The following is a 550-nucleotide window of genomic DNA, read 5'->3' as shown; positions in this document are numbered from 1 at the left end:
TGTTTATCAAAAGTTAATTCACGAATGTCAACAAAGTGACCAGCGATAGCTGCCGCGGCTGCCATTGCAGGGCTAACCAAGTGAGTGCGACCATCACGGCCCTGACGGCCTTCAAAGTTACGGTTTGATGTGGATGCACAACGCTCGTGAGGACCTAAGCGGTCATTGTTCATTGCTAAACACATTGAACAGCCTGGTAAACGCCATTCAAAGCCCGCTTCTTTAAAGATGACATCCAAGCCTTCGGCTTCTGCTTGTGCTTTCACCTGTTCTGAGCCCGGGACAATCAATGCTTGAACGTGCGATGCGACCTTACGGCCTTTCGCCACGACGGCGGCAGCGCGCATGTCTTCGATGCGAGAGTTCGTACAAGAGCCAACAAACACTTTATCTACTTGGTAGTCAGACAATGATTTGCCTGCTTCTAGGCCCATGTAAGCCAATGCTTTTTCAGCAGACGCTTTTTCGATTGGATCTGTGAAGCTTTCTGGTGCTGGAATCGGTTGGTCAACGGCAATGACCTGACCTGGGTTTGTGCCCCAAGTTACTT

At 50.0% G+C, this 550-nt stretch carries 1 protein-coding gene; it reads right to left on the bottom strand.

What is annotated here, in order from left to right:
• Window positions 1–550 (bottom strand): aconitase family protein (locus R7190_RS29830; RefSeq protein WP_318138203.1); only part of this gene is annotated, 550 nt, incomplete at both ends.

This window comes from Vibrio sp. 1078-1 (assembly GCF_033340475.1).
The sequence above is the reverse complement of the archived record's forward strand: the minus strand, read 5'-3'. Positions and strand labels throughout refer to the sequence as shown.